This is a genomic window from Sideroxydans sp. CL21 (genome assembly GCF_902459525.1).
GTDB lineage: Bacteria > Pseudomonadota > Gammaproteobacteria > Burkholderiales > Gallionellaceae > Sideroxyarcus.
On record NZ_LR699166.1, the window covers coordinates 1,511,869 to 1,535,031 of the forward strand.

General features: G+C 54.6%; 14 protein-coding genes. 10 read left to right on the forward strand and 4 right to left on the reverse strand.

The features are described from left to right. The first annotated feature begins 6 nt into the window (after positions 1-6). The 3 genes from QOY30_RS07155 to QOY30_RS07165 all read left to right on the forward strand — a co-directional run bounded on the left by QOY30_RS07155 (position 7) and on the right by QOY30_RS07165 (position 7,415). Positions 7-1,782 (forward strand): cytochrome c3 family protein, encoded by a 1,776-nt coding sequence (locus QOY30_RS07155; RefSeq protein ID WP_283743940.1) that lies wholly within the window; start codon positions 7-9, stop codon positions 1,780-1,782. 231 nt (positions 1,783-2,013) lie between these two features. After that, entirely contained in the window at positions 2,014-4,821 is a 2,808-nt protein-coding gene (locus QOY30_RS18115) for a multiheme c-type cytochrome (RefSeq protein ID WP_502958708.1), read from the forward strand. A gap of 95 nt (positions 4,822-4,916) precedes the next feature. Next, positions 4,917-7,415, forward strand: a complete 2,499-nt coding sequence (locus tag QOY30_RS07165; RefSeq protein WP_283743942.1) for a tetratricopeptide repeat protein — start codon at positions 4,917-4,919, stop codon at positions 7,413-7,415. 38 nt (positions 7,416-7,453) lie between these two features. Here the strand turns inward: QOY30_RS07165 and QOY30_RS07170 are convergent, their stop codons facing one another. Continuing rightward, positions 7,454-8,503, reverse strand: coding sequence for a class I fructose-bisphosphate aldolase (locus QOY30_RS07170; protein WP_283743943.1), 1,050 nt, complete (start codon positions 8,501-8,503; stop codon positions 7,454-7,456). A 585-nt stretch (positions 8,504-9,088) separates the two neighbouring features. Here QOY30_RS07170 and QOY30_RS07175 point away from each other — a divergent pair. From QOY30_RS07175 to zapE, 4 genes are all read left to right on the forward strand, one after another. Beyond that, entirely contained in the window at positions 9,089-10,456 is a 1,368-nt protein-coding gene (locus QOY30_RS07175; protein WP_283743944.1) for an Ig-like domain-containing protein, read from the forward strand. A 137-nt stretch (positions 10,457-10,593) separates the two neighbouring features. Next, complete coding sequence (gene purT, locus QOY30_RS07180; RefSeq protein WP_283743945.1) at positions 10,594-11,799, forward strand: formate-dependent phosphoribosylglycinamide formyltransferase; 1,206 nt, start codon at positions 10,594-10,596, stop codon at positions 11,797-11,799. After that, positions 11,799-12,173 (forward strand): VOC family protein, encoded by a 375-nt coding sequence (locus QOY30_RS07185; RefSeq protein WP_283743946.1) that lies wholly within the window; start codon positions 11,799-11,801, stop codon positions 12,171-12,173. Before purT ends, QOY30_RS07185 begins: the two co-directional genes overlap by 1 nt. Continuing rightward, positions 12,173-13,315, forward strand: coding sequence for a cell division protein ZapE (gene zapE / locus QOY30_RS07190; RefSeq protein ID WP_283743947.1), 1,143 nt, complete (start codon positions 12,173-12,175; stop codon positions 13,313-13,315). Before QOY30_RS07185 ends, zapE begins: the two co-directional genes overlap by 1 nt. Positions 13,316-13,329: 14 nt before the next feature. On the opposite strand, the gene QOY30_RS07195 is transcribed toward zapE, so the two are convergent. From QOY30_RS07195 to QOY30_RS07205, 3 genes are all read right to left on the reverse strand, one after another. Further along, on the reverse strand, positions 13,330-16,770 hold the full coding sequence (locus QOY30_RS07195; protein ID WP_283743948.1) for an EAL domain-containing protein: 3,441 nt from the start codon (positions 16,768-16,770) through the stop codon (positions 13,330-13,332). 46 nt (positions 16,771-16,816) lie between these two features. Then, on the reverse strand, positions 16,817-17,209 hold the full coding sequence (locus QOY30_RS07200; RefSeq protein ID WP_283743949.1) for a hypothetical protein: 393 nt from the start codon (positions 17,207-17,209) through the stop codon (positions 16,817-16,819). Positions 17,210-17,370: 161 nt separating this feature from the next. Then, the gene (locus QOY30_RS07205) at positions 17,371-18,405 is read right to left on the reverse strand and encodes an aldo/keto reductase (RefSeq protein ID WP_283743950.1); all 1,035 of its coding nucleotides are present in this window, start codon (positions 18,403-18,405) and stop codon (positions 17,371-17,373) included. Positions 18,406-18,581: 176 nt separating this feature from the next. Between QOY30_RS07205 and QOY30_RS07210 the strand changes: the two genes are divergently transcribed. Genes QOY30_RS07210 through QOY30_RS07220 form a run of 3 tightly spaced genes read left to right on the forward strand, consistent with a single transcriptional unit; the run spans position 18,582 to position 23,152 of the window. Beyond that, entirely contained in the window at positions 18,582-19,736 is a 1,155-nt protein-coding gene (locus QOY30_RS07210) for an FIST signal transduction protein (RefSeq protein WP_283743951.1), read from the forward strand. 1 nt (position 19,737) lies between these two features. Continuing rightward, positions 19,738-21,933: a putative bifunctional diguanylate cyclase/phosphodiesterase gene (locus QOY30_RS07215; protein ID WP_283743952.1), complete on the forward strand. Its 2,196-nt coding sequence runs from the start codon at positions 19,738-19,740 to the stop codon at positions 21,931-21,933. Beyond that, positions 21,920-23,152: an HD domain-containing phosphohydrolase gene (locus tag QOY30_RS07220; RefSeq protein ID WP_283743953.1), complete on the forward strand. Its 1,233-nt coding sequence runs from the start codon at positions 21,920-21,922 to the stop codon at positions 23,150-23,152. The genes QOY30_RS07215 and QOY30_RS07220 overlap by 14 nt, the downstream gene beginning before the upstream one ends. Positions 23,153-23,163 lie beyond the last annotated feature (11 nt).

Sequence of the window (23,163 nt, forward strand, 5' to 3'; positions counted from 1 at the left end):
CATTGCATGAAATGGGCAATCTTGAAGGCGTGCGTGCTGGCAACGCTTGCCTTTTCCGGTCAGGCACATGCCGATTCCGCCAATGATCTGTTGATGCCGGGCCAGGTAATACAGGGGCATGTCAAACTCGAAAGCGAGTGCAGCAACTGCCATAAGCCCTATGACAAATCAGCCCAGGCCGGATTGTGCAAAGACTGTCACAAGGAGATCGCGAAAGACATCGCCGACAAGCATGGTTTCCACGGCCTGATGAAGGAAGAAAAGCCATGCAAAGAGTGCCACACGGAACACAAGGGACGGGACGCTCGCATTGCAAAACTCAATACCGTCGATTTCGATCACATGACGACCGGATTCGAGCTGAAAGGAGCGCACTTAAGCAGCAAGGTTCTCTGCAAGGACTGCCACTCCCCGCAAAAAAAATACCGGCAAGCGCCCGTCAAATGCATCGGTTGTCACGAAAAGGCGGACAAACACAAAGGTTCTCTGGGACCTGAATGCCAGAACTGCCACGAAGAAAAGGATTGGAAGACGACCCATTTCGACCACAGCAAAACCCATTTCCCCTTGCTGGGCAAGCATGTGGATGTGAAATGCAAGGACTGCCATCCAGACAACAAGTTCAAGGACACTCCGTTGCAATGCGACGAGTGCCATAAGAAAGACGACAAGCACAAGGGGCATTTCGGACCCAAGTGTGAAACTTGCCATAACGAAAAGAGCTGGAAAGAAATCCTGTTCGACCATGACAAGAAAACCAAATATCCGCTGCTTGGAAAACATCGTGAGACAAAGTGCGTCAGCTGTCACAAGGGAGATCTTTATAAGGAAAAGCTGAAGACCAACTGTGTTTCATGCCATCAAAAAGACGACAAGCACAAGGGCAAGTTTGGGCCGAAATGCGAGTCCTGCCATATTGAGCGCAGCTGGAAGGAAATCCCGTTCGATCATGACAGGAAGACCAAATTCCCGTTGCTTGGGAAACATCGCGATGTCAAGTGCAACGATTGCCACAAGGGCGATTTGTATAAGGACAAGCTCAAGATGGATTGCTACTCCTGTCACCAGAAAGACGACAAGCACAAGGGGAATTTCGGACCCAAGTGCGAAATTTGCCATAACGAAAAGAGCTGGAAGGAAATTATTTTCGACCACGACAAGAAGACCGATTACCCGCTGTTGGGCAAGCATCGCGATACGAAATGCGTCAGTTGCCACAAAGGTGATTTGTACAAGGACAAGCTGAAGACATCCTGTTCTTCATGCCACGACAAGGACGACAAGCATAAAGGCGAGGAGGGGAAGAAATGCGAATCCTGCCATCATGAAGATTCGTGGGAAAAAGCCGAATTTGATCACAGGGTTTCGCGCTTCCAGCTTACCGGCCAGCATATATTGACCCAATGCAAAAAATGTCATTTATCTGTGGTATTCAAGGAGGCCAAGTCGGATTGCACGTCTTGCCATGCTAAACAAGACGTGCACAAACGCACCCTTGGCACTGCATGTGATACTTGCCACAACACTCGCGACTGGAAAGACTGGGATTTCGATCACGATAAAACCAACTTCAAGCTTGACGGAAAGCACAAGGGACTCAAGTGTATCGATTGTCACAATACACCGGTAAGCAGCAAAGTGGTTCTGGCGGCAACCTGCGTCAGTTGTCATGATAAGGATGACAAGCACAATGGCGATTTCGGAAAGCAATGCGATCATTGCCATGTTGGATTGAACTGGAAAACGATCAAGGTTGGAAGTCGACGCTGGATAAACTATTAACGTTAATAGCGGACCATTGCCGTTCATCAGTTGGTTGTGCCGTTTGTACTTTTGTCTCACACCCGATGAGCGGCTGCATGGAATTGCGGACACATATATACAATTCTGAATAGGTAAAAAGTGCTGACACTATTCACTTTTCGTCAATATGGATCGAAATTTTGCAGCGAGGTATCGATTATGAATACGCCAACAACACGTTACGGGATTGCCGGAATGCTGGTGGTCTTGATGTTCAGCCTTTCATTCTTTGCGACTGCAGTGCAGGCGGTTACGGTAGAAAATTCCTTCGATCACTCGAAAACAGGGTTTGTTCTCAGGGAAGTTCACGCGACACTAAAATGCGAACAGTGCCACGTCGACGGCATATTCAAGAACACGCCCAAAGACTGTGCCGGCTGTCACAACACCGGAACGAGAGTCGCTGCTCTGCCAAGACCGATAAATCATATTCCCACAACTTTTTCGTGTGACACCTGCCATATCAGTGCTGCCAGCTTCCTGATAAAGAGCTTCAGTCACGTCACAATTACCGGTCAATGCGAGACTTGCCACAATGGACAGTCACTCGGTGTCGTGAGCAAACCGGTAAATCACTTCCCGACCCAGTCGCCCTGCTCGTACTGCCACAAGAATACCAGCACTTTCCTGAGCTACCAGGTCGATCATGTGGCGAATGGTTATGTGGGAAACTGTTTCCAGTGTCATGGCGGTCCGGCGGGTGAGCCGGGACCGATAGGAACCTTCCCCAACGTTGTCAGTTACAACCCGATGACTCACATTCCGTTGGGGACGAACCCGCCGGATTGCAATACATGCCATATCGGCTTTTCTACGTTCTTGGGCGCTACTTTCGCCCATACACCGGGTTCCACATGTTCTTCTTGCCATGAGGGACAATACGCAGGAGTTGTATCGATCAATAAATCAATTCACATTCCGGCACCAACCGGATCCAATGTGGATACCTGCGTTAGCTGCCATTCCGATCCAACGTCCCAGCCTCTTCCGACATTTCTGGGGGTGGCATTCCATACAACTACTATAGGGAATCCCCCCGCAGGCACGTGCGCGACCTGCCATAACGGAGGTTTCGTGTCGCAAAACGCGCAAACAAAAGGCACGGTACATATACCGACCACTGCAGATTGCGGGACTTGTCACACCGGTCCAAGCGGAACGCCGGCCAATTCAACCCTGAACTACACAACCTTTCTTGATGCAAAATTCCACCAGACTTCATTGGGAAATCCTCCAACCGTTGCATGCTCCACCTGTCATAACGGCAGTTATGTAGCTGTAGGCGCACAAGGAAAGAATGCGGGCCATGTAGTGACAACATCGGATTGTGTGGCATGCCACACCGTAACGAATACGGCAACTTACACTACGTTTTTGGGCGCCAGTTTTTCACATGTACCGGGGGTTTATACAACGACATTCCCTGCTGACGGATCAATAGCAACACCTACATGTATGTCTTGTCACAACGGTGCTACCGCTACCGGCAAAGTTGCGGGTCATATATTGACATCGGCGGACTGCAATTCCAGCGGCTGTCACACCGTGGCTTCTGATGGTTGTCCTACTTGTGTGAATTTTTCCGGCGTGATTTTTAACCATATCAATTCTACCACGGGATATACCTCGTTCGGTACGACCGCACCGTCACCGTACACCAAGCGTTGCGATAGCTGTCATAACGGAACAACGTTGCTGGCGCAACCCGTTAGTGCAGGGCACATACCAACTTCAGGAGCAGATTGCGTTACGTGCCACACCCCGGCCAGCACAGGTTGTGCAAATGGCGGAAATTGCGCAACGTTCCTGAACGCGACACTCAACCACAGCACAGTTGCAGCTGGATCTTGTGGAACCTGCCACCAGGGACAATATGCCGGTGTGGTCTCGATCAATCCCGCTATCCATATCCCGCAATCATCCGGGAATGCATGCGATGTGTGCCATACAAATGCGATCACCAATCTGCTCACGGCATTTCCCGCCAACCCGACATTCCTTAATGTGGTGTTCCATAAGACTTCCTTGGGAAATCCGCCAACAGGTTTATGCTCGAACTGCCATTCCGGGACTTACATCTCTCAAAATGCTCAGTCCGAAAGCAGTGTGATCACAAACCATGTGGCTACGACGGCCGATTGCGTGACCTGCCATACCGCAACGAACACCACCAATTACACTTCGTTCCTGGGGGCCGGCTTTACCCACTCGCCCGGAACCTATGCATCCTGGCCACCTGCGCAGCCGCCAACGCCGACCTGTGCGTCCTGCCACAATGGCGCGACAGCGACGGGTAAGAATGCCGGTCATCCGGTCACGGCTCTGGATTGCATGTCATGCCACACTACGACTGTTCTGCAGGGGTGTCCGACTTGTACACTTTTCGGAATACCGGCGGGCGTCATACATAACACCGCGCCCTACAATACACCCGGCACCTGCATAACATGCCATAACGGGGCGACTGCGATCGGGCTTTCCTCCGATACCGGCCACATACCGACCGGATCGATTGGATGCGACCAATGCCACTCTGTGTATGACGGAGTAGGTTCCATCAACTTCAGTACCGCTGCCGTGTCTACGATCTCCGTGAGCGGAGTGACGAAGTACGGTATGAACCATTCCGCTCCGGGACTCACAGGCCGTTGCGATAGTTGTCACAATGGCTCCTATACCGGTCAGGGATTGTTTGGTGCCGTAACCAAAGTATCCAACCACATACCGACGACAATTATCAGCACCTCAGCCAACACGGATTGCACCAGTTGCCATTCCACGACCATTACTGTCTCGTCAGGGGCTGCTGATTGGGCAACCGGCGAGAAAATGAATCACAATAATGCGCAGGGTGGCGCACCGAATTACTGTGTGACATGCCACCTGAAAGGCGTTACCTATTTGTCTAAAGCGCAATTGATCAGCCATAACGGAGCCAGCACGTCCAAGGATTGTTCAAGTTCAGGTTGCCATAAGCCCCTGGGTAGCAAAGGATCCGCATATTCATCATGGGATTGATTTGTTGATTGGCAGACTTATGGTTCAAGCCGACTTTAGCGAAGCCGGCATGGTGGTTTTTAAATCGAGCGACACAAATTATGTTCGGAATTAAATTGCATCGTTTGGTTTTGTCATTTCTTGCGGTGATACTGCTGGATATGGTGTCCTCTTATGCGTCCGCCGAGATCATCGATGACATCACTGTGCATCAGGACGCAAGCGGAGGGACGGAAACGGTGATCAAATTTACTGTCCCGATCCAGTATCTGCGACACTTTCCCCAAGGCAAATCAAGTTCCACCACAGTATATTTCAATATCCTTAATACCGTTCCTGCCGATGAGTGGCAGGATTATGAATCGCACCGGACGCCTCCCTCCGACCTCGTTCAGGAGATTATGGTTACCACGCGAGATCGCGGCACCGGACCCAAGATTCATATCACATTCTATCGCCCCGCAGAATTCACCGTCGGGATGGGAAGCGACAATCAGACTTTGGTGATTCATATCAAACCGGTCGCGACGCAGCGAAATAACGAGAACAAGCCGGCTGCAGGACAGTCCGGCATTACTTCGATTCCAGTTGCGGCGGCGCCGGCCGCTGTTATCGCGGCAATTCCGAAATCACCGCCGGTAGCTCCCTCGTCAGGAACCCCAGCAGTTGCCGCTGCCAATCAGAAGTCAGCAGCCCCTCCGACACCAGTACCAGCTGCAACAACGGCAACACCAGCAGCACCGGTTGCCCCCACTGGCAATATCACTGCACCCAAGGTCGCGCTGAAGCAGTCCTCGTCAAAGCCCATTCATATCCCATTGGGAGGAAAAGACGGGCTGCCGCCGTTTCCTGAAATTGACCAGTTCGTCGTCCAGCAAGGAGCAACGCCCGCAAACGCGTCGCTGGCCGACAAGATCTCGATCGCGAACAATCAGGCCGCCGCATTGATGGAAAATGGAGGCAATGCGCTTCTGACTGGCCAAACATTTGCAGCAATCGAATCATTCAATCAAGTACTCAACCTGCCTCCGAATAAATATACGGAAGATGCCCAGTTGTGGATCGGGATCGCAAAAGAGAGATTGGGGCAGCTATCCAAAGCTGTACTGGAATTCAATGCCTACTTGAGACTTTACCCGGAAGGAAAATCCGCGAAATGGGTGAAGGATCGCCTCGCCAAGCTGAAGCTATCGCAACCGGCGATTTTCGCTGCCTTGGATAAACAGCCTACAGGCCCAGCCAGAGTGCAAAACACCGAATTTCAGTATTCGGAATTCGGCAGTTTGTCGATGTACTACTATCAGGGCGCAAGCCAGACAAATACCGTCGCGAGTGCAGGCCTGGTCCAGACGCCGACTACCTTTTCACTCATTGACCAGAAATCCCTGATAACCAATCTCAACATGACCGCGCGGTCGTACAACAACGAATATGACAATCGTTTGGTATTTCAAGATTTCTACGCGGCGAACTTTCTTCCGGGACAGCAAAACATTGGGATGCTGGGTGCGGCCTACTATGAGATGAAAGACCGGATTGTGGATTATTCATTCAGAGTCGGCCGACAGTCGGGACTGGGTGGCGGGGTGATGGGCAGGTTTGATGGCGTTTCGGCCGGTTACGGGTTTGCGTCGAATTGGAGAGTGAATGTAGTGACGGGCCAGTTGTCCGACTTCACCATTGACCGCAAACCCACTTTTTACGGCGCCAGCGTGGACTTCGGCACCAAGAGCCAGTTAGGGGGATCCGTTTACGGGATTACACAACAGGTCGACGGATTCACCGACCGGAGGGCGGTCGGCGGGAACCTGAGATATTTTGACCAGAAGTTCAACATCATGTCCATGGTGGACTACGACGTGCTGTTCAAGGCGTTGAATATTTTCACCGTGCAGGGAACTTTGAATGGCGGAGGGGTCGGCGGCACGGACTACAACTTCCTGCTTGACCGCCGCAGAAGTCCGGTTCTGGATGTGAGAAATGCGATCAATGGCACCACTTCGACGATCGCAACCCTGATGCAAAACGGTTGGTCCATGAGCGATCTGATTTTATTGGCAGGTCAGCGCACGACAGTTTCGGAAATGGCGCAAGTCGGCATGACCAATCATTTGAGCGAAAAATGGTTCATCGGTACTGACTTCAGCATTGCAAAGACAGCAGGCATGAATTCCAGCGGAACGCTGCTGCCGGACGGTACAACCGGAGTGGAAGGGTTCGTACCTGCGATTCCTTCCACGGGCAATACCTGGACGATAACCGAAAGAGCGACCGGTCTCGGGGTTATCCGTCCGCAAGATACGACGAACTTCAGCGTGAGTTACTCCAAGGGCGCGCTGATTGCTGCCGAAGGATTTCAAGCCAGCAACCATGTCGATCTGCAAGAAAAATGGACACTGGATTCGACTTTCGTCCTGAATTTTCAAACCGACAATACCGGCGGCAAAATGAACGATGTCCAGCCAACAATAAGGGTGGCTTACAAGCTGAGAAGGAATCTGTCTACAGACGCGCAATTGGGTCTTGACTGGAACAAGACGACTTCCACCGTGTTGCAGTCCACTTCGACCGCATTGCGGGAATTCGTTGCGTTCGGCTTCCGCCTGGATTTTTGACGGAAGCCTGGAAACAGTGCTGACCGGGCCAAGTCACCTCAGGCCACGGTCACCGTTTTATCAAGATACACATCCTGGATCGCATTCAGCAGCGCTACTCCGTCCTGCATCGGCTTCTGGAACGCCTTGCGACCAGAGATCAGTCCCATGCCGCCGGCACGCTTGTTGATGACTGCCGTGCGTACCGCCTGCTGCAGGTCGTTTTTTCCCGACTCGCCGCCGGAGTTGATCAAGCCTGCACGTCCCATATAGCAGTTTGCCACCTGGTAGCGCACCAAGTCGATCGGGTGGTCGGTGGTTAATTCACTGTAGACTTTGGGATGAGTCTTGCCAAACTTGATGGCGTTGTAGCCGCCATTGTTCTCGGCCATCTTCTGCTTCACGATGTCGGCATTGATGGTGACGGCAAGGTGGTTGGCCTGTCCGGTGAGGTCGGCGGCGACATGGAAATCCTTGTCCGCAGTCTTGAATGCCGGATTGCGCAGATAGGCCCACAGTATGGTCGCCATGCCAAGTTCGTGCGCATGCTCGAAGGCATCCGAGATTTCCTGTATCTGCCGGCGCGAATGTTCCGAGCCGAAGAATATCGTCGCACCGACTGCCACGGCGCCCATGTCGAATGCCTGATCTACGCTAGCGAAGATCGTCTGGTCATAAATGTTGGGATAGGTCAGCATCTCGTTGTGGTTGATCTTTACGACGAAGGGAATCTTGTGTGCATAGCGGCGTGCCACTGAACCCAGTACACCCAGCGTGGAAGCAACTCCGTTGCAACCGCCCTCAATGGCGAGTTTGACAATATTTTCCGGGTCGAAATAGATCGGATTCGGCGCGAACGATGCGCCGCCGGAATGTTCCACGCCCTGGTCCACGGGCAACAGGGAGAGGTAGCCGGTATTGGCCAGCCGCCCTTGTCCATACAGAGCCTGCAAACTGCGCAGCACGCCGGTCTTGCGGTCTTTCATGGCCACGACCCGATCCACATAATCCGGCCCCGGCAGGTGCAGCGATTCTTTCGGTATCCCGGCACAGAGATGCTTCAACAGATATTCCGCTTCTTCGCCCAACAATTGCACGATGTTCGTCATGATTTGCTCCCGGGATGGTTGGAATGGCGCGGTCATCTTACTCCGATGTGAATGACTTTTGGAATTCAGGGATTTTCGAAATTGAGCCCATGAATTGGAACAACATTTGCACAGCGCAGGCAACTTCATACCAAGGCAAACACGGAGTTATTCCGTTCGTGGTGGGCACGTCGAACCGTGACTGGAATATTTCCTTAACATTCAATTATTACTACATATCCTTCAATAATTGACATCGAAAATACAATCAATACCCTAAATGGATTTTCAACGCAGACGTCAAATATCGCGATATCCAGCTCATTCCTGCAACTTTTGCATGGTTTGATTTTCGAAGAGTGACCTGCCTCCAAGTAACGTCCGGATTGGCTCTGATTATCAGGAAATTCCGGATTCCGACAGGCGGCTTATTGAAGCCAATGATGTGTGTATTAAACTGTAAATTGATCAGTCCGATACGAGGTCATCAAAATTTTTCATTATCGTAATCTTCATGCCGGCAAATCGGGTTTAAGCCTTGTCATTTGCTTAGTATTGATCCTGACCGGCTGCGGGGGCGGAGGCACGTCAACTCCGCCAGTCACCTTGAGCAGCATCGCCATCAGTCCGGATCCTGTCTATATTGGAATAGGCACGACTCTCCAGCTGGCGGCGACAGGAACATATTCGAACGGGACCACCACAGACCTGACTTCCAGCGTCACTTGGATGTCCGCCAACTCGTCGATCGCCAGTGTAGGAGCAACTGGTTTGGTTACATTGGGAACGGGTGCGGCAGTCACGTCTATCACGAGCATCACTGCAACATATAGCGGAGTAACTTCACCACCAGTCATTCTTACAGTCACACTTGCTGGCTCCAGTTCGACGAATGGGCTGATTACGCCCCGTTACGATCACACAGCAACGCTGTTGCACGATGGAACGGTATTGGTGGCGGGCGGGTACAACACGGTCGCTCTCGCCAGTGCCGAGTTGTACACCCCGGGTTCGACGACGAGCTCGGGAACGTGGACTGCAGCCAGCAATATGACCGTTGGGCGTCGTGACCATACCGCCACCCTGTTATCCACGGGCCAGGTGATGCTGATCGGAGGAGGGACGGCATCGGGTGACCTCACCAGTGCTGAAATGTACACGCCAGCTTCAGGAGTGACGCCGGCAAGTTGGACTCCGTACCCCAATGCTCTCACTACGACTCGCTCTTACCATACCGCTACCCTGCTCAACAATACCGCCAACTTGACAGCTAACGGTGGCAAGGAATTGGTGCTGGTGGTTGGCGGAAGTCTGGCAAGTACGGCAGATCTGGTCGATCCATCCAGCTCCCCGGGGACTCTTGCAACGTCAGTACCCGACATTTGGCCACGGTACTCGCACACGGCCACTCTGTTGATTGACGGCACCGTGTTGGTCACCGGAGGATTTGATACTGCTTCTGCCAGTGTGCTTGCTCAAGCCGAGTTGTTCGCGCCAACCGGTGCCTCGGTCGTTGCCACCAGCCCTCTTACAACGCCGCGTTATCTGCACAGTGCCACACTACTGGCCAACGGAGGAAACGTACTAGTGGTGGGTGGTATAGATGCCATGGGTAATATTCTCGCCAGCGCAGAACTGTACGATCCGGTTGCCGGGACATGGACTCCAACCGGCAGTCTTGCAGTCCCGCGCTTTGGCCACATCGCCAAGCTGATGACCAGCGGTCCAAATATGGGCAAAGTCCTCGTGATGGGAGGCAGGAATGCCAGCAATCCAACTCTGTCCAGCGCCGAGTTGTACGACCCAGGTACCGGGACATGGAGTGGAACGGCCAATCTGCAAAAGGGGCGCGCCGTGTTCAGTGCCACCTTGCTTAGCACAGGGCCTGATGCAGGCAGCGTACTTGTGGTTGGGGGGGAAGGGACTGTCAATGGCAACTATGTCGTGCTCCCGGATGTCGAGCTGCATAATTAAAGCCTTTCAGCGGGATAGCTGATGCGCGGTCTGGGCGGGCGCGACTGGCGTCAGGGTGAACCCGTCGACGAGCATCATCGGCGTCATCCGACTACCTGTATAATTTCGGGTATTCCAACTTCACCGACTGATGTCCCATGAAAAAGATCACCCTAGGCACGCCACTTTCACCCTCGGCCACCAAAGTCATGCTGCTCGGCAGCGGCGAGCTCGGCAAGGAAGTCATCATTGCGCTGCAACGCCTGGGCGTGGAAGTCATCGCCGTGGACCGTTACGAGAATGCGCCGGGACACCAGGTGGCGCATCGGGCGCATGTCATCAACATGGCGGACGGCGCGGCATTGCGCGCCCTGATCGAAAAAGAGAAACCCGATGTCATCGTGCCGGAGATCGAAGCCATCGCCACCGACATGCTGGTGCAGATCGAGAAGGAAGGTATGGCGCGCGTCATTCCGACTGCCCGTGCCGCACAGCTCACCATGAACCGCGAAGGCATCCGTCGCCTGGCTGCCGAGACACTGTGGTTGCCTACTTCTCCTTACAAGTTCGCGGACAGCCTGGAAGAAATGATCGCTGCAACGTCGGTGATCGGCTTTCCGTGCATCGTCAAGCCTGTGATGTCGTCTTCCGGCAAAGGACAATCCAAAGTGGATAACCCCGACGAAGTGAAGGCCGCGTGGGATTACGCAGCCAGCGGTTCGCGCGTGAACCAGGGCCGGGTCATTGTCGAGGGTTTTATCGACTTCGATTATGAAATCACCCAGCTCACCGTGCGTGCGATCGGCGAAAACGGCGAAACCGAGACCCATTTCTGCGAGCCCATCGGGCATGTGCAGGTGCACGGCGATTACGTCGAAAGCTGGCAGCCGATGGCGATGTCCGCGTTGGCGTTGCAACGTTCGCGCGATATCGCCAGGAAGGTCACCGACGAGTTGGGCGGCTTGGGCATCTTCGGTGTCGAGCTTTTCGTGAAAGGCGACCAGGTCTGGTTCAGCGAAGTCAGCCCGCGCCCGCACGACACCGGCATGGTGACCATGTGTACCCAGCGCTTCAACGAATTCGAGCTGCACGCCCGGGCCATCCTCGGCTTGCCGGTCGACACTACGTTGCGGGCACCGGGCGCGAGTGCGGTGATTTACGGCCAGATGGACGAGAAGGGCATCGCCTTCAACGGAGTCGCCGACGCGTTGCGCGTGCCCGAATCGGATATACGCCTGTTCGGCAAGCCGGAAGCATTCAAGAAGCGCCGCATGGGCGTGGCCCTGGCGAATGGCAAGGATACCGACGAGGCGAGGACGCGTGCCAAGCTGGCGGCGAGCAAAGTGATCCCAGTCAAAGCGTAATGATCACAGGTATCCAGCACGCCGCATTTCTGACGAGCGATCTTGCCAGGTCGCGTGCGTTTTACGAGGGGGTGCTTGGTTTGCATGTTTCTCCCAGCCGTCCGCAGATGAGCTATGACGGCGTGTGGTACGACATCGCGCCGAACCAGCAGATACACCTGATGCTGTTGCCCAACCCCGAGGCGGGATTGCAGCGCCCGGCGCATGGCGGACGCGACCGGCACGTCGCATTGGGTGTGCAAGACTTCGCACAATTGAAGAACAGGCTGGATGCGGCCGGTATAACTTATACGCAGAGCCAGTCCGGTCGCCGCGCCTTGTTCTGCCGCGACCCGGACCAGAATGCGCTGGAATTCAACGAGGTCTCAGCCTGATGCGTCAATCGGTAATTGAAACAGGCACCAGCCCCAAAGCCTGGTATCAGACGGCGTGCGAGCGCTCCGGCTTCGTCTGCGATGAACGGCAGATCGCCGCGATCGACCAGCTGGAAGCGCTGTGGCAGCAATTGGTCGAGTTCAAGAACAAGCGCAACCAATTCCTCGGGCGCAGCCTGCTCAGTCCGAACGTGCCCAAGGGTTTGTATATCTGGGGCGGTGTGGGACGCGGCAAGACCTTCCTGATGGACGGCTTTTATCACTGCCTGCCGTACCGCCGCAAACGCCGCATCCATTTCCACAACTTCATGGTTGAAGTGCATCACGAGATGAAGCTGCTTGCGCATGAAAGCGATCCGCTGATGGCGCTGGCCGACAAGATCGAACGCTCCACGCGCCTGCTGTGTCTGGACGAGTTTCATGTGGACGATATCGCGGATGCGATGATCCTCGGGCGCCTGCTGGGGGCATTGCTGGAGCGCGGCGTGGTGTTGCTGACCACGTCCAACTATGCGCCGGACGACCTTTATCCGAACGGCCTGCAGCGCCAGAACTTCCTGCCTGCCATCGCCTTGCTTAAGAGCGAATTGAAAGTCCTGCATCTCGACAGCGATACCGATTACCGCATGTTGCAGATGGAGCGCGACCCGCTCTTTATGCTCTCTGCAGATGCGGCAACCGAAGGGAATATGAAGTCCTTGTTCCAACGCCTCACGGCCGGTGTGCACAGCGAAGCTCATACTGTTCGTGTGAGGGAAATCAACATCCCCGTCAGGTGCGCGGCACGTGAAGTGGTCTGGTTCGATTTCAAGGAACTATGCGGCGGAATTCACGACCAGTCCGACTATCTCGAGATCGCCTATCGTTATCCGACGATCTTCCTGTCCGGTATTCCGAAAATGTCCGCCGAGCTGGGAGCAGAGGCGAGGCGTTTCACCTGGCTGATCGATGTCCTGTACGACAATCATGTCAAACTGGTGGCTTCGTTCGACGCAGGGCTGGCTGAACTTTACAGAGATGACCGGCATGACAGCGAAGCACAGCGCATCGCCAGCCGCCTGACCGAGATGCAAACCCGGCATTATCTGGAATTGCCACATCGCACGCGCGGCGTGACATTGGGTGAATCCCATCCCGGCTAGCCTTCCTCCGGTTTCTATTCCTGTTTTTGAATATAGGATGTGAACTGGTCCGCGGGCAGCGGCTTGCTGAAATAATATCCCTGGACTTCGTCGCAGCCCTGCAGGCGCAGGAAAGCCAACTGGCCCGCGGTTTCCACACCTTCCGCGATGGTCTGCATGCCCAGGCTGCTGGCCATATTGATGATGGCGGCGACGATGGCCTTGTCGTCCGGATCGTCGGTGATGTCGTGCACAAATGATTGGTCTATTTTCAGCTTGTACACCTTGAAGCGTTTCAGGTAACTCAATGAAGAATAGCCCGTGCCGAAATCGTCGATCGACATGCGGATGCCCAGCGCGTGGAGTTTATCCATCATTTCGACAGCCGCCTGCGGATCATCCATGGCGACTGCCTCGGTCAGTTCCAGTTCCAGATATTTGTGCGGCAACCCAGCCTCGTCGAGGATGCCGGTGACCAGTTCCGGCAGGTTGGGCTGGCGGAACTGCGCGGCAGACAGGTTGACTGCCATCACCATCGGCGGATGCCCGTGATCCATCCAGTCTTTCAATTGCCGGATCGCGGTGCGCAGGACCCATTCCCCGATCTGGATGATCTGGCCGCTGTCCTCCGCGATCGGTATGAACTCGGCGGGCGAGATGGCGCCCAGCTCCGGATGCTGCCAGCGCAGCAGGGCTTCCGCACCGACAACGTGACCATCCTGTATCAATATTTGCGGTTGGTAGTGCAATTGCAACTGGCCGCGTGAGAGCGCTTGGCGCAAAGCATTGCCCAATTGCAGGGCGCGGGCCGAATGTGCCTGCATCTCCAGTGTGAAGAAACGGAAAGAATTCCGGCCATCCTGCTTGACGCGGTACATGGCGGTATCCGCATTTTTTGAGAGCGTCTCGAAATCCACCCCGTCATGGGGATAGATGGCGATGCCGATCGAGCATGTGGCGACGAGTTCGTGCTGTTCGATCTGGCAGGCTCTGGAGATTGCCTCCATCAACTTGGCCGCGACATGCGCCGCACCTTTTTCATCCGTGCCCGGCAAGATCAGGATGAACTCATCTCCGCCCTGGCGCGATATAGTGTCTTCCTCGCGCAATGTGGTTTTGAGTCGCGTTGCCACCTCCATCAGCAGCTGGTCGCCGACGGAATGCCCGAGCGTATCGTTGATATCCTTGAAATGATCCAGGTCGAGAAACATGACCGTCAATTGTTCGCCGCTACGCTGCGCCAGGCTCAGGGCGAATTTGAAACGCTCATTGAGCTGGGTACGGTTGGGCAGGCCGGTGAGCTGGTCGAAATGCACCAGTTTTTCGATACGCTCCTCGGTTCGTCTTTTTTCAGTGATGTCTTCCTTGATCGCCAGATAGTGCGTCAGCCGCCCGTCGGCCTGGCGCACAGGCGAGATCAGGGCCGACTCAATGTATTCTGTGCCGTCTTTGCGGCGATTGTTCAATTCACCTTTCCAGGTTTCGCCGCGGGTCAGATGCGCCCACATGTCTTCATAAGTCGATTTTGGGGTATTACCGGATTGCATGATGCGCGGGTTCTTGCCGATCAACTCGGCCAGACTGTAGCCGGTCACCTTGATGAAATTCGAGTTGGCGTACTCGATTTTCGCATCCAGATCGGTGATGACGATGCTGTTCGGACTTTGCTCGACAGCCAGTGACAGTTTGAGCAAATCTTCTTCCAGACGCTTGCGCTCGGTTTCGCCGGTAAAACGCTCCAGCGCAAAGCTCACGTCCATCGCCATCTCGAGCAACAAGTTGCGTGCTGCTTCGTCGAAAGCATTGGCCTCGCCGGCATATAAGGTCATCACGCCAACGACTGCGTCGCGGCACAAGAGCGGAATCGATGCCGATGCTCCCCAGCCGAATTGGATACTGCGTTCATGCCAGGGTGCTGTGGACGGGTCATTAACGAAGTCCTGGCACCAAAGGGGCCGGTTTTCGCGCAGGGCAGTGCCGGTAGGTCCGCGCCCGGACGGATCGGCGGCATCCGTGGAAATTTGAAGGCTTTCAAGATATTCCGTGCCGGAACCGAAGGAGGCGACCGCTTTTACCTGTTTATTCTGCGCATTCACCATGCCGATCCACGCCATTTTCATTCCGCCGAAGTTCACTGCATCGCGACAGATAATGGGGAAAAGCTCGTCAATATCGGCGCAACGGACGATGGCTTGATTGCACTGACTCAACGCGGCATAGAGTTTGGTGAGCCGCAGTATTTGCGTTTCGTTGGTCTTGCGTTGCGTGATGTCACGCGCCAGGGCGATGAAATGCGGCGCTTCCGCTACAGGGGACTGCATTTTGGACACGGAAAGTTCGAACCAGAGTGTCCCGCCGGGCAGGGAGAGTTCGTACTCTTTGCCGTTTGACCTGCCGGTTTCATGCGCTTCGCGTATTGCAGACATGCAGATTTCTGCCACTTGATGAGGCATGACTTCGGCGACACTTTTTCCCAAAAAAACTTCGGCTGGCACGGCCAGCAGATCATTGCGCGAGGAGTGGTATTTGAAAAAATTACCATCCAGGTCTACTTCGAAGAGCAAGTCGGGTATGGCATCCAGTGTCGATTGCAACTGGATATTGGAGGCTGAAAGCTGTTGTGTCCTGATTTTGATCTGTCTGCGCATAATCACTGCGCCCGGCAAAGACAGCAACAGCAACCCGCTGACGGCGAACAAGACTTGCCAAAATGCAGGCGGGATGGCGGGTGCTGGAATGTGACTATCCCAGCGCTTGAGTGTCTCGAAATAGATGGAGTTCGGGTCGGCGGCCCAGACCGACAGGTTTTTTTCTATCCCGTTCAGCAGGTCTGGCCTGCGACCCTGGGCTGTTGCAAAGAACAAACGGGCAGGTTGAAAAATGATCGGGGTTTCGACGAGATGATAATCATGTTCATGAAAATCGCCAAAGTCATGGTTGGCGATTGCGGCGTCCGCCTGACCTGACTGTACCAGTCGAAAGGCCTCGCCCACGGTTTGGGTTCGGATCAATTGCGCTTTGATATTGAACCCGGCCAGCATATCCGAAATCGCTTTTTCCTGGATGCCGCCATCCAGTAAAGCAATTCGTTTGTTCTTGAGATCGAGCACGGAAGCTATGTTTCCGTCACTGCGGCTGTATATTTGCGACCAGCTGTAGAGGGCAGGGGTTTTGTGGAAATCGAAATGCAGGGCGCGTTCATCCGAGTAGGCGACATCGGGCATGAGGTCAATACTGCCTTCTTTGAGCTTCTTCAGGCAGTCTTCCCATTGGCAGGAGACGTAGCTCAGTTGCCAGTCTTCCTTGTTCGCGACATCTTTCAGGATATCGATCAGGATGCCGGATGCGGCTCCTTTGGTATCGGTGAAAATCTTGGGTTCGTTCTCATAGATGCCGACACGTACTTCCGAAGCACCGGCATTTCCTGTCAGGCAAAGGAAACTCAGGCAGAGAAGCGCACGCAGTGTCGGCATCATGGTCATAAGTTGCTACGGCAACTTGCCCGAGTCCGAGCGCGGCAGATTACGAACCACTATGCAAACGGGCATCGTAAGTTGATTGGCATGCTGCATTGCTTGTTTCCAGTGTCTTTGCGGCTTCGTCCATGACGGCTGGAGGGATGGTGAACAGGCCCGGTTTGCGCTTTACGGGCTTCTGGTTTTTGGTCAGGAAATCTTCTTTGGCTTGTTCGGCAGTTGCTTTGCAAGTCGTGAGGTCGGCCATGATCATTGCTTCGAATTTTGCCCTTGCTTCAGCTGCCGCTTTTGCCCTCGCCAACGCCTGGGCGCGTGCCTGTGCCATTGCTGCCCGCATTTCTTCAGAGGCTTTCAGTTCCTGTTTGTTCAGGTAATCCAGATAACCCCATGTTCCGGCCGCAAGCGCGATAAGCACAACAGCAATGATTTTTTTAAGCATTTACTCCCCCAAGTGATTGATATCAGCAGGCATCATGATAAACCAAATTAGGCCGCTTTTGCCCGGTTGAAGCGCAGTGGAACATGCAATAGATGTTTCCGGCGTGATTTCCGTTTTATTATTGTGAATGGAACGTTCTATTGTGGATGCAACGTTCGGTATTACGGCGCCGGATTGGGGTACAGCCTATGCACTTCTTCTATTTTTTCCAGGATTTCCGCCGTTAGCGTCACTTCTGCACTGGCCAGATTCTCGCTGAGTTGCTGCTGCGTAGTGGCACCGAGAATGACGCTGCCGGTGAACCAGCGCGCTCTGGCAAAAGCGAGCGCCATCGTTGCCGGGGCAATTCCGGCTTCCTGAGCGATGCGTACATATTCCTTTGCGGCTGGGGGCACGTTGGGTTTGTCATAGCGTTGGCCGAAACCGGGAAAAAGCGTGATGCGTCCCTTGGCTTTCGGGTCGGCTAAGTATTTGCCCGTGAGCCAGCCGAAGGCCAGGGGGCTGTAGCCGAGCAGGCTGACGTTGGTATGACGGCATGTTTCGGCGAGACCGCTCTCGAAAGTGCGGTTCAACAGGTGGTAGGCGTTCTGAATGCTGGCGATCTTCGGCAAACCGAGTTGCTCCGCGCAACGCACAAATTCGGAGACTCCCCACGGGGTTTCGTTGGAAAGGCCGATATGGCGGATTTTTCCCGCTTTGACAAATTCCGCGAGTACATGCAATTGCTCGGCGATAGGGGTGCTGTCGCGTTCCTGTGTCACGTCGTAACCGGTTGCGCCAAACATCGGGACATAGCGATCCGGCCAGTGGAGTTGATACAAATCAATGTAGTCGGTCTGCAAGCGGCGCAAGCTGCCGTCGATCGCGGCGGTGAGGTGTTCGCGGTTGATGCGCGGCGTTTCGCGTATCCATTTGAAGCCTCGCGCCGGACCGGCAATCTTGGTGGCGACGATGAGTTTGTCGCGTTGCTGCCGTCTGAGCCAGGTGCCGACATAACTCTCGGTGCGATGCGAGGTCTCGGCACGCGGCGGAACGGGGTACATCTCGGCAGTATCGATAAAGTTGACCCCGTGCGATACGGCGAGATCGAGTTGCGCATGGGCCTCCGCCTCGCTGTTCTGTTCGCCGAAGGTCATCGTGCCGAGAGACAGCGCCGAGACGTTCAAGCCGCTGCTGCCCAATTTTCTGTATTCCATGTTTGCCCCGTAAAGTTTGACGAGATTTTATTTTAATCGCTTCATCATGCTAGCATCCGGTCATCATGATGTCTGTCTTGTATTCCGCGACCATTCGGCTGTTAGGCTGAACCGGGTAAAGAATCGGCGGAGCGTGCCGCAAACATTTATTGGCATGGAGTTAGTAGAGGGGTGATATGAACAAGATAAGCATGATGCATTATCTGCCGGAGTTGGAAGAGGGTGCCATCGAGCGCAAGCTGGCTGAATTGCAGGCCATACACCCCAAACTCGGAGTTTGTGTGTTGCTGCCGGAAGCGGAAATGGACAAAGTTGGAGTAGTGCAGTCGGCTTTTGCCAAGTGCAAGATCCCGCTGATGGGGGCGATCTTCCCGGCGCTGGTCAAGGAAGGCCATTTTGTAACCAGCGGCGCGTGGCTGCTCTGCTTCAAGGAGATGCCGTATTTCGAGTTGATCGGGAACTTGCCTGTGCAAGCGGCGGAAGCGGAACTGCTCATGGAGAAGATCGCCGGCGACATACGGGCGCAAATCGACCACACGCCGGACATAACGCTGTTCATGCTGTTCGATGCCATGGTGCCGAATATCAGCACGTTGCTCGACAATCTGTATCTGCATCTGGCGAACCGCGTTCATTATGCCGGAGCAAATGCAGGCAGCGAAACCTTCCAGCCGTTGCCTTGCCTGTTCGACGGTGAACGCATCGTGCAGAACGGTGTGCTGCTGGTATTGCTGAGCTGGCACAAAGGGGCGATCCTGGAACACGGCTATCAAACCAACCCGCATACCTCTTATGCGACTTCGACCAGCGGCAACTGCATTTCCCAGATCGATTGGCGTCCCGCCTTCGAGGTGTATCGGGAACTGGTGCACGAACATTATGGCGAAGAAGTCACGGCGGAGAATTTCTACCAGTATGGCGTTCATTTTCCGTTCGGCATCGTGCGCGCCAATCATCATGTCCTGGTGCGCATTCCTGTCATGCTGGCCGAGGACGGTTCGCTGTTCTGTGTAGGGGAGGTGCCCGCCAATTCCGTCCTGACCCTGCTCAAGGCCCCGACCGTGCGCACGGTCGAGACACTGCATAATGTGGCAGAAGGTCTGAAAGCCCTGAACGGGGACATCGACGGTGCCGAATTGCTGTTGTTCTATTGCGCGGGGCGGCGCTTGCATCTCGGGATACCGATGGCTACGACCGAACTGGAAGCCTTTGCCGGACTGACGCACGCGTCGCAGGTCGCCGGCGCGCTTTCGCTCGGCGAGATCGGCGGTTCGACGGTGAATGGCTATCCGCTTTTCCACAATGCGACTTTGGTCGCTTCGTGCTGGTAGTATGCAAAACGAAGACATCCTGCCGGTACTGTATGACCTTGTAGTCACCATCGGCAGCGAGATCAGCGTCAAACCCCTGCTCACGCGAACTTTGCAGCGCCTGCTGTATCACACTTCTTTCTCGGCGGGATTCATTTGTCTGGATGTTCCCCCGTGCAAGAAGGAAGAGGGGCTGGTCGAGGTGCATCTTGATGCGGTGGTGGGTGATTTCGACCTGATCGGGGTGATCGGCAAGTCCATTGCTCTGCCGTGTGCGCTCATTTGCGAAGAGGCGGGTCGCAAAACCGAACAGGCGGCGTTATTGTCTGCATTGCGTGCCACGCAGACGCAATACAAATCTTTTCTCAGATTACCCATCGACCATTGCGGTGTGATCGTGCTGCTGGCGGGCGAGATGCCGGAAACAAAACTTCCCCTGACTACGATGTTGCAACCCGTACTGGCGCATCTGGCGAAGGCCATCGTGCTGTGCCGCAACAACGATGCCCATACCAGCGGATTGGTGAACCAGCGCGACTTGCTGGAAAAGGTATTCGAAAGCAGTTATTCCGGAGTGATGATCACCGATGCCGACGGGCACATTATCGAGATCAACCCCGCATTCACCCGCATCACGGGCTACGAATCGCAAGAGGTATATGGCAAGAATCCGCACCTGTTGGCTTCCGGGCGACATGACCACGAGTTTTACCGGGAAATGTGGGCCGACATTGAAAGCAACGGGCATTGGGAAGGTGAGATTTGGAATCGGCGCAAGAACGGCGAGGTTTATCCGGGTTGGCTGAACATCGACTCGGTGCGCGACAAGAACGGCGAACTGCTCTATTACTTCGGCATGTTTACCGACATCAGCACACGCAAGGAAGCCGAAGCGCAGATTCACCAACTGGCTTTCTACGATCCCCTGACCAGGCTGCCAAACCGCCGTCTGCTGATCGAACGCCTGCAGCAGGCTTTTTCCGTCGGGGCGCGCAACGGGCAACACGGTGCGGTATTGTTCATCGACCTGGATAACTTCAAGACGCTCAACGATACCAAGGGGCATGACATCGGCGACCAATTGCTGTCCGAAGTGGCTGAGCGGCTTAATGCTTGCGTGCGCGATGGCGATACGGTGGCAAGGCTGGGCGGCGACGAATTCGTGGTGGTTCTGGAAGCGTTGAATACGGCTCAGGACGAAGCGGCAGCGCAGGCGGATATGGTTGCCGAAAAGATACGCGAAGTCCTGGGCCGACCTTATCAGTTGGGCAGGCACACCCACTACTCTACGCCGAGTATCGGGGTAGTGTTGTTTCTTGGCCATCGGCAAAATCTGGATGATGTAATGAAATTCGCCGATACCGCGATGTACCAGGCCAAGACCGCCGGGCGCAACGCCATTCGTTTTTACGATCCGGTGATGCAGGCGGCTATCGAGGCACGTGCCGAACTCGAAGAAGACTTGAGGCATTCCCTCGAACTTCGGCAGCTGTGTCTCTACTACCAGATACAGATGGATAACCGGAATCGTCCCGTGGGGGCAGAGGCGCTGTTGCGCTGGCAGCACCCCGAACGGGGGCTGATCTCCCCGGCACAATTCATTCCGATGGCTGAAGAGAGCGGGCTCATCATACCGATCGGGCTTTGGGTGTTACAGACTGCGTGCGCGCAACTCAAGGCCTGGCAAGGCGACGCGCGGACACAACGTTTGACAATGGCGGTGAATGTCAGTGCGAAACAGTTCCGCAGCCCGGATTTCGTTGCGCAAGTAGAAAATACGCTGGCGGAAACAAATGCGAAGCCGGCACTGTTGAAGCTCGAGTTGACTGAAAGTATCGTGCTGGAAGACGTGGAAGGGACCATTGCCAAAATGCGCGAGCTGAAGAGGGTGGGTGTGAGCTTCTCGATGGACGATTTCGGCACGGGCTACTCTTCGCTGCAATATCTTAAGCGCCTTCCGTTGGATCAGATCAAGATAGATCAGTCCTTTGTGCGCGATATCGTTACGGATACCAATGATGCAGCCATCGTGCAAACCATCATCGCGATGAGCGAGGTACTGGGCTTGAATGTGATAGCCGAGGGCGTGGAAACGGAAGCGCAACGCGAGTTTCTGGATTTGCGCGGATGCCATGCTTTTCAGGGTTTCCTGTATGGACGGCCGGTACCGCTGCAGGATTTCGAAGCACGGCTGAGAGAAATCAATGTCCACGTATAACGTCAATCTGCACGAGGCCGTCTATTCCTTGTCGGACGCACTTGACCTGGTAGGCGTCACGCATATCCATCACGGCAAACGCGTTGCCTACATGGCGACCGAATGCGGCAAGCAACTGGGCTGGAAGGGGTCTCGCCTGGATGAGCTTTTTCAGGCGGCTATTTTGCACGACAGCGGGGTATCCAGAACGAGGGTGCATGCCAAACTGACTCAGCTGGCATGGGAGGACGAGGCGGACCATTGCAGGCTCGGCGCCGAATTGCTGGCCGGCAGCCCTTTATTGAAATACCTGTCGGATACGGTGTTGCACCACCATACGCATTGGAACGTGCTCAAGGATCTGGAGCTGCCGCTGGACGTCAAGCTCCGTGCAAACTGCATCTATATGGTTGACCGGGTAGATGTGCTTGCGCTGGGCTACCAGATTGACGGGGAAGACATCCTGCTGGGCAAGGATGAGATCAGGCACAAGATTTTCGTGCGTCGTGACGACTGGTTTTGCCCGGAGCTGGTCGATGCTTTTATGGAGATATCGAATTCCGAAGCCTTCTGGTTCACTTTGGAGAGCGACCATGTCAACGGTTATTTGGCAACCTGGTTGTCGCATTTTCCGGAACAGAGCATGGAGTTCCATGAATTACGCGGTTTGGTGCATGTTTTTTCGTGCATCGTCGATGCAAAAAGTCCGTTTACCAAACAACATTCCGATGGTGTCGCCAACCTGGCGCGATACATCGGCGGCCTGTTCCGGTTGCCGGAAGAAACATGCGAAATGCTTGAACTGGTCGGCCTGTTGCACGATATCGGCAAGTTGCGGGTGCCGGATAATCTGCTGGAGAAGCCGGGTAGTCTGAACGAGGCTGAGATCGTCATCATGCGGCGTCACAGTTTTGATACTTACAGCATCCTGAAGAACATCAGGGGATTGGAACGGATCAGTTTATGGGCTTTGCAGCATCATGAACGGATGGACGGCACGGGCTATCCATTTCAGTCGAAAGGCGCCGATCTCTCTTTTGAAGCGCGTATCGTTGCGGTTGCGGACGTCTTCCAGGCGCTTGCGCAGGATCGTCCCTATCGTAGTGCCTTGGCGCAGACGGTCATTCTGGATATCCTCAAGCAACAGGCAGATAGCGGCAAGCTGGACCGCAAGATAGTGGCCGCTGTCGAGGCGAATCTGCACGAGTGCTGGCGTGTCGCGACTCAGGCACATGCATAACTGACTCAGGT

Coding starts and splice junctions, on each gene's coding strand:
- QOY30_RS07155 (WP_283743940.1), top strand. CDS start 7: ATGAAATGGGCAATCTTGAAGGCGTGCGTGCTGGCAACGCTTGCCTTT.
- QOY30_RS18115 (WP_502958708.1), top strand. CDS start 2,014: ATGTTCAGCCTTTCATTCTTTGCGACTGCAGTGCAGGCGGTTACGGTA.
- QOY30_RS07170 (WP_283743943.1), bottom strand. CDS start 8,503: ATGACGAACATCGTGCAATTGTTGGGCGAAGAAGCGGAATATCTGTTG.
- purT (WP_283743945.1), top strand. CDS start 10,594: ATGAAAAAGATCACCCTAGGCACGCCACTTTCACCCTCGGCCACCAAA.
- QOY30_RS07185 (WP_283743946.1), top strand. CDS start 11,799: ATGATCACAGGTATCCAGCACGCCGCATTTCTGACGAGCGATCTTGCC.
- zapE (WP_283743947.1), top strand. CDS start 12,173: ATGCGTCAATCGGTAATTGAAACAGGCACCAGCCCCAAAGCCTGGTAT.
- QOY30_RS07195 (WP_283743948.1), bottom strand. CDS start 16,770: ATGATGCCGACACTGCGTGCGCTTCTCTGCCTGAGTTTCCTTTGCCTG.
- QOY30_RS07200 (WP_283743949.1), bottom strand. CDS start 17,209: ATGCTTAAAAAAATCATTGCTGTTGTGCTTATCGCGCTTGCGGCCGGA.
- QOY30_RS07205 (WP_283743950.1), bottom strand. CDS start 18,405: ATGGAATACAGAAAATTGGGCAGCAGCGGCTTGAACGTCTCGGCGCTG.
- QOY30_RS07210 (WP_283743951.1), top strand. CDS start 18,582: ATGAACAAGATAAGCATGATGCATTATCTGCCGGAGTTGGAAGAGGGT.
- QOY30_RS07215 (WP_283743952.1), top strand. CDS start 19,738: ATGCAAAACGAAGACATCCTGCCGGTACTGTATGACCTTGTAGTCACC.
- QOY30_RS07220 (WP_283743953.1), top strand. CDS start 21,920: ATGTCCACGTATAACGTCAATCTGCACGAGGCCGTCTATTCCTTGTCG.